Source organism: Streptomyces sp. NPDC048521, assembly GCF_043199855.1.
Classification (GTDB): domain Bacteria; phylum Actinomycetota; class Actinomycetes; order Streptomycetales; family Streptomycetaceae; genus Streptomyces.
In genome coordinates this window covers 49968-66001 of record NZ_JBICWR010000003.1, presented here as the reverse complement: position 1 = coordinate 66001, position 16034 = coordinate 49968, and the positions used below count along the sequence as shown (strand labels likewise).

Annotated in this window: 15 protein-coding genes and 1 riboswitch; of the genes, 12 read left to right on the top strand and 3 right to left on the bottom strand. The window is 69.9% G+C overall.

Annotated features, from left to right (window positions below):
• Nucleotides 1-11: 11 nt before the first annotated feature.
• Nucleotides 12-389: a glycine cleavage system protein GcvH gene (gene gcvH / locus ACGFRF_RS07860; RefSeq protein WP_393737748.1), complete on the bottom strand. Its 378-nt coding sequence runs from the start codon at nucleotides 387-389 to the stop codon at nucleotides 12-14.
• A gap of 117 nt (nucleotides 390-506) precedes the next feature.
• Nucleotides 507-1634: a glycine cleavage system aminomethyltransferase GcvT gene (gene gcvT, locus ACGFRF_RS07855; RefSeq protein WP_393737747.1), complete on the bottom strand. Its 1128-nt coding sequence runs from the start codon at nucleotides 1632-1634 to the stop codon at nucleotides 507-509.
• Nucleotides 1635-1790: 156 nt separating this feature from the next.
• Nucleotides 1791-1883, bottom strand: a riboswitch (glycine riboswitch).
• A 179-nt stretch (nucleotides 1884-2062) separates the two neighbouring features.
• Here gcvT and ACGFRF_RS07850 point away from each other — a divergent pair.
• The 11 genes from ACGFRF_RS07850 to ACGFRF_RS07800 all read left to right on the top strand — a co-directional run bounded on the left by ACGFRF_RS07850 (nucleotide 2063) and on the right by ACGFRF_RS07800 (nucleotide 14656).
• Complete coding sequence (locus tag ACGFRF_RS07850; protein WP_393737746.1) at nucleotides 2063-2743, top strand: AAA family ATPase; 681 nt, start codon at nucleotides 2063-2065, stop codon at nucleotides 2741-2743.
• 72 nt (nucleotides 2744-2815) lie between these two features.
• Nucleotides 2816-3607, top strand: a complete 792-nt coding sequence (locus ACGFRF_RS07845; RefSeq protein WP_393737745.1) for an enhanced serine sensitivity protein SseB — start codon at nucleotides 2816-2818, stop codon at nucleotides 3605-3607.
• A gap of 173 nt (nucleotides 3608-3780) precedes the next feature.
• Entirely contained in the window at nucleotides 3781-4566 is a 786-nt protein-coding gene (locus tag ACGFRF_RS07840; protein ID WP_393738280.1) for an enhanced serine sensitivity protein SseB C-terminal domain-containing protein, read from the top strand.
• Between the two features lie 351 nt (nucleotides 4567-4917).
• Nucleotides 4918-5916: an ABC transporter permease gene (locus ACGFRF_RS07835; protein WP_393737744.1), complete on the top strand. Its 999-nt coding sequence runs from the start codon at nucleotides 4918-4920 to the stop codon at nucleotides 5914-5916.
• 34 nt (nucleotides 5917-5950) lie between these two features.
• Complete coding sequence (locus ACGFRF_RS07830; RefSeq protein ID WP_393737743.1) at nucleotides 5951-7723, top strand: ABC transporter substrate-binding protein; 1773 nt, start codon at nucleotides 5951-5953, stop codon at nucleotides 7721-7723.
• Nucleotides 7724-7795: 72 nt separating this feature from the next.
• On the top strand, nucleotides 7796-8803 hold the full coding sequence (locus tag ACGFRF_RS07825; protein WP_393737742.1) for an ABC transporter permease: 1008 nt from the start codon (nucleotides 7796-7798) through the stop codon (nucleotides 8801-8803).
• Nucleotides 8800-9894 carry an ABC transporter ATP-binding protein gene (locus ACGFRF_RS07820; protein ID WP_393737741.1) on the top strand — a complete coding sequence of 365 codons (1095 nt, stop codon included), beginning with the start codon at nucleotides 8800-8802 and terminating at the stop codon, nucleotides 9892-9894. The genes ACGFRF_RS07825 and ACGFRF_RS07820 overlap by 4 nt, the downstream gene beginning before the upstream one ends.
• Nucleotides 9891-11495 (top strand): ABC transporter ATP-binding protein, encoded by a 1605-nt coding sequence (locus tag ACGFRF_RS07815; RefSeq protein ID WP_393737740.1) that lies wholly within the window; start codon nucleotides 9891-9893, stop codon nucleotides 11493-11495. The genes ACGFRF_RS07820 and ACGFRF_RS07815 overlap by 4 nt, the downstream gene beginning before the upstream one ends.
• 100 nt (nucleotides 11496-11595) lie before the next feature.
• Nucleotides 11596-12987 carry a M1 family metallopeptidase gene (locus ACGFRF_RS07810; protein WP_393737739.1) on the top strand — a complete coding sequence of 464 codons (1392 nt, stop codon included), beginning with the start codon at nucleotides 11596-11598 and terminating at the stop codon, nucleotides 12985-12987.
• A gap of 47 nt (nucleotides 12988-13034) precedes the next feature.
• Nucleotides 13035-13694, top strand: a complete 660-nt coding sequence (locus tag ACGFRF_RS07805) for a trimeric intracellular cation channel family protein (RefSeq protein WP_393737738.1) — start codon at nucleotides 13035-13037, stop codon at nucleotides 13692-13694.
• A 65-nt stretch (nucleotides 13695-13759) separates the two neighbouring features.
• A complete protein-coding gene (locus tag ACGFRF_RS07800; RefSeq protein ID WP_393737737.1) occupies nucleotides 13760-14656 on the top strand; it encodes a thioesterase family protein in 897 nt (298 codons plus the stop codon).
• On the opposite strand, the gene ACGFRF_RS07795 is transcribed toward ACGFRF_RS07800, so the two are convergent.
• Nucleotides 14643-14948, bottom strand: a complete 306-nt coding sequence (locus ACGFRF_RS07795) for a hypothetical protein (RefSeq protein WP_393737736.1) — start codon at nucleotides 14946-14948, stop codon at nucleotides 14643-14645. The genes ACGFRF_RS07800 and ACGFRF_RS07795 overlap by 14 nt on opposite strands.
• 104 nt (nucleotides 14949-15052) lie before the next feature.
• Between ACGFRF_RS07795 and ACGFRF_RS07790 the strand changes: the two genes are divergently transcribed.
• Nucleotides 15053-16030 (top strand): helix-turn-helix transcriptional regulator, encoded by a 978-nt coding sequence (locus tag ACGFRF_RS07790; RefSeq protein WP_393737735.1) that lies wholly within the window; start codon nucleotides 15053-15055, stop codon nucleotides 16028-16030.
• Nucleotides 16031-16034: the final 4 nt, after the last annotated feature.

Genomic DNA, 16034 nt, shown 5'->3' with positions numbered 1-16034 from the left:
GCTACGACTCCTCAGCCGGCGGTGTGGGCGGCGTACTCGTCGGCGGAGAACAGGTCGGCCGGCTCCTCGGTGACGCGCACCTTGAACAGCCAGCCGCCCTCGAAGGGGGCCGAGTTCACCAGCGAAGGGTCGTTGACGACGTCCTCGTTGATCTCGGTGACCTCACCGGAGACCGGCGAGTACAGGTCGGAGACGGACTTGGTCGACTCCAGCTCACCGCAGGTCTCGCCCGCCTCCACGGTGGAACCGACCTCGGGGAGCTGGGCGTAGACCACATCGCCGAGCGCGTTGGCCGCGAACTCGGTGATGCCGACCGTCGCGACGCCGTCCTCGGCGGTCGACAGCCACTCGTGCTCCTTGCTGTAGCGCAGCTGCTGGGGGTTGCTCATGGCCTGAATTCTCCTGTACGCGCGGAAGTGCTGGTGAAGGGGGGACTGCTGGGGCTGCTGGTGAGCAGGGGGAAGGTGCGCAGGGTCACGTCCGCCGGGACGTGCCGCGCCCAGTGTCTACTTCTGGCGCTTGTAGAACGGCAGCGCCACGACCTCGTACGGCTCGTGGCTGCCCCGGATGTCCACGCCGACGCCCTCGCTGCCGGGGGCCGCGTGCGCCGCGTCGACGTAGGCCATGGCGATCGGCTTGCCCAGGGTGGGGGAGGGGGCGCCGGAGGTGACCTCTCCGATCACCTCGCCGCCCGCGACGACGGCGTACCCGGCGCGCGGGACGCGACGGCCCTCGGCGACCAGGCCGACGAGCACCCGCGGCGGGTTCTCCTGAGCCCGGGCGGCTGCCTCGGTGAGGGCCTCGCGGCCGACGAAGTCGCCCTCCTTCTCGAACTTGACCACCCGGCCGAGCCCGGCGTCGAAGGGGGTCAGCTCCGTGGTCAGCTCGTGCCCGTACAGCGGCATGCCCGCCTCCAGGCGCAGCGTGTCCCGGCAGGACAGGCCGCACGGGACCAGGCCGACGCCCTCGCCCGCCTTGGTGAGCGCCTGCCACAGCTCCACGGCGTGCTCCGGCTTCACGAACAGCTCGAAGCCGTCCTCGCCGGTGTAGCCAGTACGGGCGATCAGCGCGGGGACACCGGCGACGGTGCCGGGCAGGCCGGCGTAGTACTTCAGGCCGTCGAGGTCGGCGTCGGTGAGGGACTTCAGGATGCCGGGGGACTGCGGGCCCTGGACGGCGATCAGCGCGTAGGCGTCGCGGTCGTCGCGGACCTCGGCGTCGAAGCCGGCGACGCGCTCGGTCAGGGCGTCCAGCACCACCTGGGCGTTGGAGGCGTTGGCCACGACCATGTACTCGGTCTCGGCCAGCCGGTAGACGATCAGGTCGTCCAGGATGCCGCCGTCGGCCTGGCAGATCATGGTGTAGCGGGCGCGGCCGACGCCGACGGAGGCGATGTTGCCGACCAGGGCGAAGTTCAGGAAGGCGGCCGCCCCCGCGCCGGTGACGGTGATCTCGCCCATGTGGGAGAGGTCGAACAGACCGGCCTTGGTCCGCACCGCGAGGTGCTCGTCGCGCTCGGAGCCGTAGCGCAGGGGCATGTCCCAGCCGGCGAAGTCGGTCATCGTCGCACCGAGCGAGCGGTGCAGCGCGTCCAGCGCGGTGTGGCGCAGCTCAGTGGGTTCGGTACTGCTCATCGGTCGGTCGTCTCCCAGGGCACACGGACGGGGCGAGGAACGTTCCTCCCCATCTGTCATCGGAACCTGAGAGGTTCGCCACGACCGCCACAGGGACGATCACGGCTTGCACCTTGGGTGGAGCCACTGTCACAGCGACCCGCTTTTCAGATGTGCCTCGCCCGCGCGGTAACGGGGCCTGAGAGATTCAAGGGAGGGACTTGCTCCTTCGGCGCCCCAGTGACCTGGGGACTCTCCCGCGCGGATTCAAGCGGCCGGTATGCAGTTGGCGGGCACATCATTGCACGCCGCGCCCCCGCCCGTCAGGGCCCGCATCTGTGACCGAGCTGTGGCCGTACGCGCACCGAACCGCCGACCACCTCCCATTACCTTCTCTTTACATACAGCGGGCATGGGTATGACCGAGCCCACAGGGGAGGACGATCACGGTGAAGAGGACCACGGCGTACGCCGCCGCCACCGCCACCACGACCGGCGTCGCGGTGCCGAAGCAGCCCTCCGCCTCCGCCCGCGAGCGCTGCGCGGAGCGCCCCGCCCCGGTCGTCCGCGATCTGCGCGACCGCGCCGGCCGCTGCCCCCGCGCCCTGGTCTTCGGCCCGCGTGACGTCGTCGTGGTCACCGGACTGCCGGGCAGCGGCAAGTCCACGCTGATGCACCGCGCGGTCTCCGGCCGCCGCATCGACTCCCAGGACGCCCGCGACGACTTCGCGGCCCGTGTGCCCCGTGGCCTGCCCTACGCCCTGTACCGCCCCCTGGTCCGCCTCGCCCACTACACCGGACTGCGCCGCGCGCTGCGCACCGAGGAAGGCCTCGTGGTGCACGACTGCGGCACCCAGGCCTGGGTGCGCGCGTGGCTCGCCCGCGAGGCCCGCCGCCGCGGCGGCTCCCTGCATCTGCTGCTGCTCGACGTGCCGGCCGAGACCGCCCGCGCGGGCCAGCGGGAGCGCCGCCGGGGCGTCTCCCGCTACGCCTTCCGCCGTCATCGTCGTACGACCGCCCGGCTGCTCGGCGCGGTCGAGCGGGGCGAACTGCCCGCGGGCTGCGGCTCGGCGGTCCTGCTGGACCGGGCCGCGGCGGACAGCCTGCACCGCATCGCCTTCTCGGGCTGATCCCGGCGAGCACGTCGGAGCCACCCGCTAGCCTTTTGAGCCACAGCACGGTTCCCAGCAGGCGGTAGGCAGATGGACTTCCCGGCGGACATTCCCGCGGACTTCCCGGCACAGGCGCACCCCCACCCGCACGGCGGGTGGCCCGGCAACGAACTGGAGGAGGTGCTCTCGGCCTCCCTCGGCATCCCCTCCGCGGGCGGCCGCATCATCGAGGTGCTCGGCCGGAGCTTTTTGTGGATCCCCCTGCCCAACGGCGGGGGCCCGGACAGCGGCCCGCTGGACCTGCCCACGATGGACATCGACGGCCAGGCGTACGTCCCGGTCTTCAGCTCCGAGGAACAGCTCCGTCAGGTGGCCGGCTCCCACATGTCGTACACCATCGCCCCCGCCGTGGAGTTCGCCCAGGGCCTGCCCCCGCAGGCGGGCATAGCCGTGAACCCCGGCGGCGTGGTCGGCGTCCCGCTGCCGCCCGAGGCGGTCGCCGAGCTGTGCCGTGCGGGCCGCACCCCGCTCGACGGCCCTGGCACCGGCGGCCGGGTCCGCCTCTTCGAGCCCGACTGGCAGGACGACCCGGTCGACTTCCTCTCCGCCGCCTCCGCCGAGTTCGCCGCGACCGGCGTCGTCCTCACCGCCCGCCGCTGCCTCGCCGTCATCGAGACGGCCGACCCGGTGATGTTCGTCGGCGTGGAACTCTCCCGATGGGAGGGCGACCTGCGGGCCCTTCCCCTGGAGGCCCTGGGCACGGCCCTCGGCAAAGTCCCGGTCAAGTGGCCGGTCAACCTCGTCCTCCTGGACGTCACCGACGACCCGGTGGCCGAATGGCTGAGGACAAACGTGCGGCCCTTCTATCAATACGGTCACTGAAGCAGCTCGACGGGGCGCGGGGAACCGCGCGACCAGCCACAGAACCACCCGCACCCGCGCACGAACCAGAAGCCCCGAGCTGCCAGGCGCTTAAGCTGTCTCCGAACGCGGGGCACTGAAAAGAAGGGCCGGTACACCAGGTGAGCGCGAGCCACAGCGGCAGCGTCGAGCACATGCTGCGCCAGGTCACGCCCGGACGCTACGACGCCTACGAGGCCCTGCTGCGCGCCCTCGCCACCCCGTCCTCCGGCCAGATCTGGATGCTCCTGTGGCACGGCCAGGCCGGTTCCCCGGACGCCCAGTACGGGAACATGGAGGTCGACGGCTGCCACTACGCCCCCTGCGTGACCTCCGCCCAGGAACTGTCGGCCAGCGGCTGGAACCGTTCCTACGAGGTCGTCGACGGACTGGACGTGGCCCGCACCCTCTACCCGGACCACTACGGCCTCTGGCTCAACCCGCACGCCCCGGGCGGCGGCGTCGGCATCCCCTGGCTGGATCTGCGCCGCATCGCCACTGGCCTGGACCGCCAGCCCGCCGGCCCGCTCCGGCTCACGGAACCCGGCATCGAGATCCCGCAGTTCTACGCCCTGCTCGCGCAGAACGCCCACCGTACCCCGGCGCTGCGTTCACTGCGCCGCGCCTGGGTGCAGCCGGCGCTCGGGGCGCCGTATCTCGCCATCGGCCTGGACGTGTACGACACCTCGCCCGCCGCGGTCGACTCGGTGCGCGCGATGATGCAGCAGTCGGTCGGGGCGGTCCCGGAGGGGCTGCCGGTGTCGACGGTCGCGATGGCCGACGACTACGACCCGGTGGTGATGTGGATGCGGGCCCAGGCGCGTCCGTTCTACGACCGCGAGGCCCACGCGGCTCCGCCCCAGCCTCAGCTTCAGGCCCCGCCTCCGCCGCAGGCCCCGGCCGCCGGATACGGTTATCCGCCGGTGCCCGGCGGTTACTGATCCGACGTCGCCCGGCATCGGACCTTGTGAGGGCGTAGCGCGGAATCGACTCGGGGCCTCACTTCTGCGCGCGTAGACGGCAGCGATACGTCCCGAACTGAGCGGATTCACCGTTCTGTCCCAACTGGCCCGCGTCCGGGGGGCGTTACCCACTGTTCGGATAACGGAATCCCCTGCACTGCATCACGGTTGCGCATACTTTCGCCGTCAGCTCTGGCGGGTGATCGCGGCGACGCTGAAGACTCGCGAGTCAGACAGGAGGTCGAGACCTCCTGATCGATGGCAAGTCGACAAAGCCGCAATCCGCGGCAGGCGCAGGCCGGTCACCACCGGCGAGAGGGGTCGCTCACCGTGACCGCACCGATCGAGACCACCGGGGCGGCAACCGAGGCACAGCCAGAGGCTGTGCTGGAGGGTGCCGGTAAGGGGCAGATCGAGGGTCGTTCCCTGGGCCAGATCGCCTGGACCCGCTTCAAGAAGGACAGGGTCGCCGTCGTCGGTGGCGTCATCGTGATCCTGCTGGTCCTCCTCGCGATCCTCTCGCGCCCGCTCCAGGCCGTGTTCGGCCTCGACCCGAACGCCTTCCACCAGGACCTGATCACGCCCGACACCTCGCTGCCCAAGGGCGGCTGGGGCGGCATGAGCCTCGACCACCCGCTGGGCGTCGACCCGAAGTTCGGCCGCGACATCGCCACCCGCGTCCTCGAGGGCTCCTGGGTGTCGCTGGTGGTCGCGTTCGGCGCCACCATCCTGTCCAACGTCATCGGCGCGATCATGGGTGTCGTCGCGGGCTACTACGGCGGGCGGGTCGACTCGATCATCAGCCGGCTGATGGACACGTTCCTCGCCTTCCCCCTCCTGCTCTTCGCGATCGCCATCTCCGCCACCCTGCAGGGCGGCGCGTTCGGTCTCAACGGGCTGCCGCTCCACCTGAGCGTGCTGATCTTCGTCATCGGCTTCTTCAACTGGCCCTACCTGGGCCGGATCGTGCGAGGCCAGACCCTCGCCCTGCGGGAGCGCGAGTTCGTGGACGCCTCCCGCGGCATGGGCGCCAAGACGCCGTACATCCTGTTCCGGGAACTGATGCCGAACCTGGTCGGCCCGATCATCGTCTACTCGACGCTGCTCATCCCGACCAACATCCTCTTCGAGGCGTCCCTGAGCTTCCTCGGCGTCGGCATCCAGCCCCCGCAGGCGTCCTGGGGCGGCATGCTCCGCGAGGCGGTCACCTACTACCAGGTCGACCCCCAGTACATGATCGTCCCCGGTCTCGCCATCTTCGTGACCGTCCTGGCGTTCAACCTGCTCGGTGACGGTCTCCGCGATGCTCTCGACCCGCGCAGCCGCTGACGCCTGTCACCGAGAGCCACAAAATTTTCCAACAATGGAGGGGAAAGCGCCCATCATGCGAAGGTCAGCGCTGGCCGCGATAGCGGCCATCGGCTCCGTCAGCCTGCTTCTTGCCGGCTGCAGCAAGGCCGATGACAACAAGAACGAGAACGGCACCAAGTCGGCCGGGGCCAACGCCGCGACGAAGGGCGTCGTCAACGCGTCCGACAAGAAGGGCGGCACGGTCACCTACGAGCTGTCCGACGTCCCGGACTCGTTCGACCCGGGCAACACGTACTACGCCTACATGTACAACCTCAGCCGGCTGTACGCCCGCCCGCTGATGACCTTCCAGCCCGGTGCGGGCGAGAAGGGCAACACCCTCGTCCCGGACCTCGCGGCGAGCAAGGGTGTGCCGAGCGAAGGCGGCAAGACCTGGACGTACAAGCTGCGTGCGGGCCTGAAGTACGAGGACGGCTCGCCGATCACCTCGAAGGACGTCAAGTACGCCGTCGAGCGCTCCAACTTCGCGCGTGACGTGCTCTCCCTCGGCCCGAACTACTTCCAGCAGTTCATGGCCGGCGGCGACAAGTACAAGGGCCCGTACAAGGACAAGAGCGCCAAGGGCCTGTCCTCCATCGAGACGCCGGACGACACCACCGTCGTCTTCCACCTGAAGCAGGCCTTCCAGGAGTTCGACTACCTGGTCGCCGCCCCGCAGACGGCCCCGGTGCCCAAGGCGAAGGACACCGGCGTCGACTACGTCAAGCACATCGTGTCCTCGGGCTCGTACAAGTTCCAGAGCTACGAGGAGGGCAAGCAGGCCGTCCTCGTGCGCAACGAGAACTGGGACGCGAAGACGGACCCGCTGCGCAAGCAGCTGCCGGAGAAGATCGTCGTCAAGCTGAAGGTCAACCCGGAGACGATCGACAAGGACGTCCTCGCGGGCGACGCGATCGACCTCGCCGGCACGGGTGTCCAGGCCTCGACCCAGGCGCAGGTGCTCACCGACGCCGCCAAGAAGGCCAACACGGACAACACCTACGGTGGCCGTCTGGTCTACCTGGCGATCAACACCACGGTGAAGCCGTTCGACAAGGTCGAGTGCCGCAAGGCCGTGCAGTACGCCATCGACAAGGTCTCGGTGCAGACCGCCGAGGGCGGCCCGATCCGCGGTGAGGTCGCCTCCACGGTCCTGCCCCCGGACATCCCGGGCTACGAGAAGTCCGACGTCTACGCCACCACGGGCAACAAGGGTGACGTCGCCAAGGCCAAGGACCAGCTGAAGGCCTGCGGCAAGTCGTCGATCTCGACGAACATCTCGGCCCGTTCCGACCGTCCGCAGGAGATCGACGCCGCCACGGCGATCATCAACTCGCTGAAGAAGGTCGGCATCAACGCCACCCTCAAGCAGTACCCGTCCGGCAAGTACTTCACCGACTACGCGGGTGTGCCGAAGTTCACCAAGAAGCAGAACATCGGCCTGGAGATGATGCAGTGGGGTGCCGACTGGCCCTCCGGCTACGGCTTCCTGCAGCAGATCCTGAACGGCAAGGCGATCAGCCAGTCCGGTAACACCAACCTGTCGCAGTACGACAACAAGGACGTCAACGAGCTGCTGGGCAAGGCGATCGGTACCCAGGACACCACCGAGCGCAACAGCCTCTACACGCAGATCGACAAGAAGACCATGGACGACGCCGTCCTCGTCCCGCTGACCTACTTCAAGGTCCTGCTGGCCCGACCGCAGAACTACACCAACCTGGTTTCCACGGCGGCCTTCAGCGGTCAGTACGACTACCTCAACATCGGCGTCGCGTCGAAGTAGCAGCCCCGGAAGGCAGGTGAAGGCATTGGTGCCCGCGGGCTTCGCGGCCCGCGGGCACCAGCGCCGATCCCCGTGATCTCGTACATCCTCCGCCGGACGTTCGCGGCAGTGATCCTGCTGCTGGTCGTCTCCGCGGTCACCTTCGCCATCTTCTTCCTGCTGCCAAGGCTCGTCGGCCAGACAGCGGACCAGCTGGCGCAGCAGTACATCGGCAAGAGCCCGTCGAAGGCGGACATCGCCGCTGTCAAGCACAACCTCGGTCTGGACCAGCCCGTCTACGTCCAGTACTGGCACTTCATCAAGGGGATCGTGGCCGGCGCCGACTACAACCTCGGCCCCACCACGGTGCACTGCGACGCACCCTGCTTCGGCTACTCCTTCAAGGACCACGTGGCGGTCTGGCCGCAGCTCACCTCCCGCCTTCCGATCACCCTCTCGCTGGCCGCGGGCGCCGCCGTCCTGTGGCTCCTCTCGGGCGTGGTGGTCGGTGTCATCTCCGCGCTGAAGCCGCGCTCGTTCTTCGACCGCACCTTCATGGGTGTCGCGCTCGCCGGTGTCTCGCTGCCCATGTTCTTCACGGGCAACCTGGCGATCCTGCTCTTCACCTACCAGTGGCCGATCTTCGGCAAGACCTACGTCCCGTTCACCGAGAACCCCTCGCAGTGGGCCAACACCCTCTTCCCCGCCTGGTGTTCGCTCGCCCTGCTGTACTCCGCCATCTACGCGCGGCTCACCCGCTCGGGCATGCTGGAGACGATGAACGAGGACTTCATCCGCACGGCCCGCGCCAAGGGCCTGCGGGAGCGCAGGGTCGTCGTCCGGCACGGACTGCGGGCCGCCCTCACCCCCATCATCACGGTCTTCGGCATGGACCTCGGCCTGCTGCTCGGCGGTGCCGTGATCACCGAGACCGTGTTCTCGCTGCACGGCATCGGCGAGTACGCGGTGCAGGGCATCACCGACAACGACCTGCCCAAGATCCTCGGCGTGACCCTGCTCGCCGCCTTCTTCGTCGTGATCGCAAATCTCCTGGTGGACGTGCTCTACGCCGCCGCCGACCCGCGGGTGAGGCTCTCGTGACCGAACTCTCCAAGACCGGCGCCGCGGTGGGCGAGCCCACCTCCACCGGCACGGCACCCGAGACCTTCCTCGAGGTCCGCGACCTCAAGGTGCACTTCCCCACCGACGACGGCGTGGTCAAGTCCGTCGACGGGCTCAGCTTCTCGCTGGAGAAGGGCAAGACCCTCGCCATCGTGGGTGAGTCCGGCTCCGGCAAGTCGGTGACCTCGCAGGCCATCATGGGCCTGCACCGGCTCGGCACCCGCGGCAAGAACGTGCGGATGTCGGGCGAGATCTGGCTGGACGGCAAGGAACTGGTCTCCGCCGCCCCGGACGAGGTGCGCAAGCTCCGCGGTCGCGAGATGGCGATGATCTTCCAGGACCCGCTGTCCGCGATGCACCCCTACTACAAGGTCGGCGACCAGATCGTCGAGGCCTACCGGGTGCACCACGACGTCAGCAAGAAGGTCGCCCGCAAGCGGGCCATCGAGATGCTCGACCGCGTCGGCATCCCCGAGCCCGCCAAGCGTGTCGACGGCTACCCGCACGAGTTCTCCGGCGGTATGCGCCAGCGCGCCATGATCGCCATGGCGCTGGTGAACAACCCCGAGCTGCTCATCGCGGACGAGCCGACCACCGCTCTCGACGTGACCGTCCAGGCGCAGATCCTCGACCTGATCCGCGACCTGCAGAAGGAGTTCGGCTCCGCGGTCATCATGATCACCCACGACCTCGGTGTGGTCGCCGAGATCGCCGACGACGTCCTCGTGATGTACGGCGGCCGGTGCGTGGAGCGCGGTCCGGCCGACGAGGTCTTCGAACAGCCGCAGCACCCCTACACCTGGGGCCTGCTCGGCTCGATGCCGCGCATCGACCGCGAGACCTCCGAACGGCTCATCCCGGTCAAGGGCTCGCCGCCGAGCCTCATCAACGTCCCTTCGGGCTGCGCCTTCCACCCCCGCTGCCCGTACGCGGACATCCCCAAGGGGAACGTCACCCGCACGGTGCGCCCCGAGCTGGAGCAGGTGAGCACCGGGCACTGGTCCGCCTGCCACCTCTCGGCCGAGGACCGCCAGCGGATCTGGACCGAAGAGATTGCGCCGAAGCTGTGAGTGAGACCAAGAAGACGGACACTGCCGCCGAGGCCGCGGTCCCGAAGCAGGCATCGGCTCCCGAAGACCGTGAGGTGCTGCTCAAGGTCGAGGGGCTGACCAAGCACTTCCCGATCAAGAAGGGCATCCTGCAGCGCCAGGTCGGCGCCGTGAAGGCCGTCGACGGCATCGACTTCGAGGTGCGCAAGGGCGAGACCCTGGGCGTGGTCGGCGAGTCGGGCTGCGGCAAGTCGACCATGGGCCGGGTCATCACCCGCCTCCAGGACCCGACCGGCGGCAAGATCACCTTCGAGGGCCAGGACATCACGCGGCTGAGCACCGGGCAGATGCGCCCGCTGCGCCGCGACATCCAGATGATCTTCCAGGACCCGTACGGCTCCCTGAACCCCCGGCACACCATCGGCTCGATCGTCTCGGCGCCCTTCCGGCTCCAGGGCGTCGAGCCCGAGGGCGGGGTGAAGAAGGAGGTCCAGCGGCTCCTCGAACTGGTCGGTCTCAGCCCCGAGCACTACAACCGCTACCCGCACGAGTTCTCCGGCGGTCAGCGCCAGCGCATCGGCATCGCCCGCGCGCTCGCCCTGAAGCCGAAGCTGGTCGTGGCGGACGAGCCGGTGTCCGCGCTGGACGTGTCGATCCAGGCGCAGGTCGTGAACCTCATGGACGACCTCCAGCAGGAGCTGGGCCTGACCTACGTGATCATCGCCCACGACCTCTCCGTCGTCCGGCACGTGTCGGACCGGATCGCGGTGATGTACCTCGGCAAGATCGTGGAACTCGCCGACCGCACCTCGCTGTACGAGTCGCCGATGCACCCGTACACCAAGGCGCTGATGTCGGCCGTGCCGGTGCCGGACACCAAGCGCCGGGGCCAGAAGAGCGAGCGCATCCTGCTCCGCGGCGACGTGCCGTCGCCCATCGCCCCGCCCTCCGGCTGCCGCTTCCACACCCGGTGCTGGAAGGCGACGCAGATCTGCAAGACGACCGAGCCGCAGCTCGTGGAGCTGAGGCCGGGTCAGCGGGTCGCCTGCCACCACCCGGAGAACTTCGCCGACCAGGCCCCGCAGGACACGGTTCTGCTGTCGGCGGCGAAGGCCGCGTCCGAACTGGTTCCGGAGGCGGTCGTCTCCGGCGATTCGACGGAGAAGGAACCGGCGAAGGCCGAGGAGGAGCCGACCGAGAAGCCGTCGGCCAAGGCGGAACCGGCCAAGGCTGAGGAGGAGCCGGCCGACAAGGAGCCCACCAAGGCGGAGAAGGAGCCGGCGAAGGCCGAGGAGGAGCCGGCCAAGGTCGAGAAGGAGTCCGCCAAGGCGGAACCGGCCAAGGTCGAGAAGGAGTCCGCCAAGGCGGAACCGGCCAAGGCCGACAAGGAGCCCGCCAAGGCGGAGAAGGAGCCGGCGAAGGCCAAGGCGGAACCGGCCGAGGCGGAGAAGGAGCCCGCCAAGGCGGAGAAGGAGCCGGTGAAGGCCAAGGCGAAGCCCGCCAAGGCCGACAAGGAGCCCTCCAAGGCGGAACCGGCCGAGGCCGAGGCTGCCGATGAGCCCGCCGCTGACGCCGCCGACGAGGCAGCCGGCACCGACTCCCAGGAGTCAACCGACAAGTAGCACATGACAACTAGGCAAAGTCATGTACATGCCTGAGCGGGGGAGTGCAGAGTCGTCCGTGTCCGACCACTGATCGGCACACGCTCGAAAGGGACGACTCATGGCACTCTCCCGTTCGGCACGTTTAGGCTCGCTCGCCACCGCGGCGGCCTCCTTCCTCGTCATCGCCGCCTCAGCCGCCCCGACCACGGGCGCCCCCGGCATCGGCGACACCTACTTCCCGCGCCTGGGCAACGGCGGCTTCGACGCCCGCCACTACGACCTGGACATCGCCTACGCCCCGGACACCGGCCGCCTGGACGGCCGTACGACCCTCACGGCCCGCGCCACCCAGCAGCTCTCCTCCTTCGATCTCGACCTGCAGCAGCTGGAGATCACCAAGGTCGAAGTCGACGGCAGACGCGCCCGGTTCACGCGCGACGGCGACGAGGTCACCGTCACCCCGCGGCACGGCCTGCGCGCGGGACGGGACTTCAGCGTGACCGTCACCTACGGCGGAGTACCGCAGCCCCTCGGCGGCCCCATCGTGTTCGGCTCCGAGTACGGCTGGATGAAGACCGGCGACGGAGTCTTCGTCGCCTGCGAGCCCAACGCCGCCTCCACCTGGTTCCCTTCCAGCGACCACCCCTCCGACAAGGCCACCTACGACATCCGGATCAAGGCGCCACGCGGCCTGACCGCCGTCTCCAACGGCCGGCTGGTCTCGATGCACGACGAGGGCGGCTCGACGTACACCCACTGGCGGGAGCGCCGGCCCATGGCCACCTACCTCGCGACCGCCACCATCGGGAAGTTCGACGTGCGCACGGGGCGGACCCCCGGCGGCACCCCGATCTACGTCGCCGTCGACCCCGTGCTGAAGAACAGCAACAGTGTCGACGTGTACGCCGTCACCGCCGCCGCCACCGACTACTGGTCCCAGGTCTTCGGGCCGTACCCCTTCGAGGAGACCGGAGCGATCGTCGACGACATGCCCGAGGCGGGTTTCTCGCTGGAGGTGCAGAGCAAGCCCGCCTACTCGGCCGTGCGCAGTGAGTCGACCATCGTGCACGAGCTGGCGCACCAGTGGTTCGGCGACTCGGTGAGCGTGGCGCGGTGGAAGGACATCTGGCTCAACGAGGGCTTCGCCACCTACGCCCAGTGGCTGTGGGCGGAGCACCGGGGCACCCGCTCCGCGCACGACTCCTTCCTGGCCGGCTACACCTCCCGCCCCGCCGACTCCGCCTTCTGGCAGATCGAGGTGGCCGACCCGCAGCGGGACACGATGTTCGCCTCCGCCGTCTACCAGCGCGGCGCGATGACGCTCCAGGCGCTGCGCGAGCGGATCGGTGACACCGCCTTCTTCAAGCTGCTGCCCGCCTGGACGAAGCTCCACCGGTACGGCTACGCGGACACCGCCGACTTCATCCGCCTCGCCGAGCGCGTCAGCGGGCGGCAACTGGACGACCTCTTCGGCACCTGGCTGTTCACCACAGGGAAACCCGCCCTGTGAGCCTGGCTTTGTAAGGTTCAGGCGCGTGGGCAGGTAAGAATGTCAGGGTGCAGCTCCAGCAACTTTTCAGTCCCTCCGTTCAGCACACGCTCGATGTCATCGGCATCTTCGTGTTCGCGATCTCCGGCGCGCTGCTGGCCGTCCGGAAGAACTTCGACGTCTTCGGCATCGCCGTCCTCGCCGAGGTCACCGCGCTGGGCGGAGGGCTGTTCCGCGACCTGGTGATCGGGGCCGTGCCCCCGGCCGCCTTCACGGACCTCGGGTACTTCGTCACCCCGCTGCTGGCCGCGCTCGTCGTCTTCTTCCTGCACCCGCACGTGGAGCGCATCCAGGCGGCGGTGCTCGTCTTCGACGCGGCCGGTCTGGGCCTGTTCTGCGTGAGCGGCACGACGAAGGCGTACAGCTACGGCCTCAACCTGACCGCGTCCGCGACCCTGGGCCTGGCCACCGCCGTCGGCGGCGGTGTGCTGCGGGACGTCCTCGCCAACGAGGTCCCGTCCCTGCTGCGCTGGGACCGCGATCTGTACGCCGTCCCGGCGATCGTCGGCGCCACGATGGTCGTGCTGTGCATCCACTACGACGCCCTGACCTCGCTGACCAGCGGGCTCGCGGTCGTCACGGCTTTCGTGCTGCGGCTGCTCGCGATGCGGTTCCATTGGCGGGCGCCTCGTGCGTGGAACCGCCGTTCGACGGTGACCGAGGAGTAGACAGGGTCGGCCAACGGAAGACCCCAAAGCTACCGCTTAGTAATTTCCTGTTGTACCGTTCATCCATGCCAGAAGCAGCTTCCGCTCCCTCTTCCACTCTCGGCTTCGCTCGAGCGGGGGGACTCCCGTCGCGGGCCGTGATCGGCGACAGCGAGTTCGACCGGGACACGACGGTCACCCGGCGCGCGCCCGGTGTCTACGACATCGACCTCTCGGCCGGCTGGACCATCATCACGGCCGTCAACGGCGGCTATCTGCTGGCCGTGCTCGGCCGGGCGCTCGCGGACACGCTCCCGCACCCGGACCCCTTCACCATCTCCGCGCACTACCTGACCGCCTCCCGGCCCGGCCCGGCGGTCATCCGCACGGAGCGGGTCCGCACCGGCCGCACCCTCTCCACCGGCCAGGGCTCGCTCTTCCAGTACGACGACGAGGGCAACGAGGTCGAGCGCATCCGCGTCCTCGCCTCCTACGGCGACCTCGCCGCCCTCCCCGACGACGTCCGTACGACCGCGACCCCGCCCGCGATCCCGCCGCTGGACCAGTGCTTCGGCCCGGACGACTCTCCCGCTCCGGTGCCGGGCAGCTCGGCCATCACCGAGCGGCTGATGATCAAGCTGGACCCCGCCACCCTCGGCTGGGCGCTCGGCGCTCCCTCCGGCAAGGGGGAGATGCGGGCCTGGTTCGGTCTCGCCGACGGCCGCCCCGCCGACCCGCTCTCCCTGCTGCTCACGGTGGACGCCCTGCCGCCGACCGCCTTCGAGATCGGCCTCGAGGGCTGGGTGCCCACGGTCGAACTCACCGTCCACGTCCGCCACCGTCCGGCCCCCGGCCCGCTGCGGGTGTCCATCACCACCCGCAACCTGGCCGGCGGCTTCCTGGAGGAGGACGCCGAGGTCTGGGACAGCGAGGACCGCCTGGTCGCCCAGTCCCGGCAGCTCGCCCGGGTCAGGCTCGGCTGAGCGGTCGCCGCCCCAGCCAGGCCGCCGGCCTCTCGCGGGCGCCGGCTCCTTCGGGGGCCGGCACCGGCTCGTCGTGGACGTCGGGGGACGAGCAGTGGCAGGGTCTGGCCGTCGCCGCCCTCGCGGCCAGGGCGATCCGCCGGGTGCCGCCGACGGCAGGGCTCAGCAGCGTGCGCGCGTCGAGCTCGGTACAGGGCGCCGGTCCGGTCAGCTGCTCGGGGCGTACGGCCCCGATGAGGCGGGCGACCCGGGTCGTGGCGCGGGCGTACGGCGGCCGGGGATCGGTGGGCACGGCGGCCTCTCTTCGCGCGGGTGTCCGGGCGGGGTCTCGTCGGAAAACCTGCCATCGGCTGTCAGCCATTGCTCCGGCCGCCCGCACGCCGGGATCCTGGCGCGGTGAAGTCCGACCGGCTGCTGTCGATCCTGCTGCTCCTGCAGACCCGGGGCCGCGTCCCCGCGCATGAACTCGCCGACCGGCTCGAGGTGTCGGTCCGCACCATCTACCGGGACATCGAGGCGCTGTCGGCCTCGGGCGTCCCGGTCTACGCCGAGCGCGGCCGGCACGGCGGCATCGAGCTCCTCGCCGGTTTCCGCACGGACGTCACCGGGCTGACCGCCGACGAGTCCCGCGCCCTGTTCATCCTGGCCGCCCAGGGCGCCCATGCCGCACTCGGTCTCGACGCGGCCCTCGACTCGGCCCTGCGCAAGGTGATGGCCGCGCTTCCGGCGCCGCACCGGCCCGCCGCCGAGGTGACCGGCCGCCGCATCCTGGTCGACGCCACCCGCTGGAGGAGCGGCCCGCTGGGGGCCGTCGATCTCCAGCTGCTGCAGGACGCGGTCTTCTCCGACCGGCGGCTGAGGCTGCGCTACCGGCACAGCGGGGAGCGGGAGCCGCGGACGTACACCGTGGACCCGTACGGCCTGGTCGCCAAGGCCGGCGTCTGGTACCTGGTCGCCGACCGGCGAGGTGCCCCACGGCTGTTCCGCGCCGACCGGGTGCTCTCGGCCCGGCTGCTGGACGAGCCCGTACGGCGGCGCGCCGGAGTCGAACTGGCCGATGCCTGGGAGGTGTTGCGCCGCCAGGTGGAGGAGCGGGAGGACGGGGTCGAGGTCACCGTGCGGGTCCGGCGCGAGCTGCTCGACCTGTTCCGGCGGATGGTCGCCGCGCAGTTGACGGCTCTGCCCGACGACGACGGCGAGAGCGCATGGGTCACCGCCCGGCTGTCGTACCCGGTGCTGCGCGCGGTGCGCCAACTCCTGGCGTTCTCCGACCGGGTGGAGGTCCTCGACCCGCCCGAGGCCCGCGCGGAACTGCTGGCCGGGGCCCGCTCCGTCACGGCCCTGTACGAGGGGGCGAGCCCAGTCGCCGACTGAGGTT